The organism is Mesorhizobium sp. M7A.F.Ca.CA.004.04.2.1 (assembly GCF_004022825.1).
Lineage (GTDB): Bacteria > Pseudomonadota > Alphaproteobacteria > Rhizobiales > Rhizobiaceae > Mesorhizobium.
The window spans coordinates 1-534 of sequence record NZ_RZPH01001725.1; the positions used below are offsets into that span (position 1 = coordinate 1).

At 63.9% G+C, this 534-nt stretch carries 2 pseudogenes; both read left to right on the top strand.

Going from position 1 to position 534, the window contains the following annotated elements:
- A pseudogene (locus tag EN893_RS39780) lies at window positions 1-107 on the top strand (ABC transporter permease); the annotation flags it as partial.
- Window positions 107-534: pseudogene (locus EN893_RS37230) on the top strand (hypothetical protein); the annotation flags it as partial. The pseudogenes EN893_RS39780 and EN893_RS37230, both read left to right, overlap by 1 nt.

Genomic DNA, 534 nt, shown 5'->3' on the forward strand with positions numbered 1-534 from the left:
GTTCGGCCATCGCGATCACGCTGGTGCTGGTTTCGGTGGTGGTGCTGATTGCCGCCAATCGCATTTCGACCCGGGTTTCGGGCGCCCGCCGGGTGGATTTGATCTGATGCGCGCCTTCGTCATTGTGGTGTTCGCCTTCCTCTATCTGCCGATCGCACTGGTCGTGCTGTTCTCCTTCAACGCCGGCCACCATGCCAGCGAGTTCACCGGCTTTTCGGTGCAATGGTACGGCAAGGCGCTGGCGAACCCGTTCCTGGTCGAAGCGCTGAAGAACAGCCTGTTCATCGCCACCACCAGCGCCTTGCTGGCGGCGTTGTGCGGCACTGCGGCGGCACTCGGCCTGGCGCGCGTCGGCATCAGAACACGCGCGGTCTTCGATGCGCTTCTGGGCGCCGCGATCGTCGTTCCGGGCGTCGTCATCGGCATTTCGACACTGGTCGCGCTCGTCCAGCTGTTCACGGTCGTCGGGCCAGATCGAGGCGAGGAACGGATTGACGACCGTGAACAGCTGGACGAGCGCGACCAGTGTCGAAA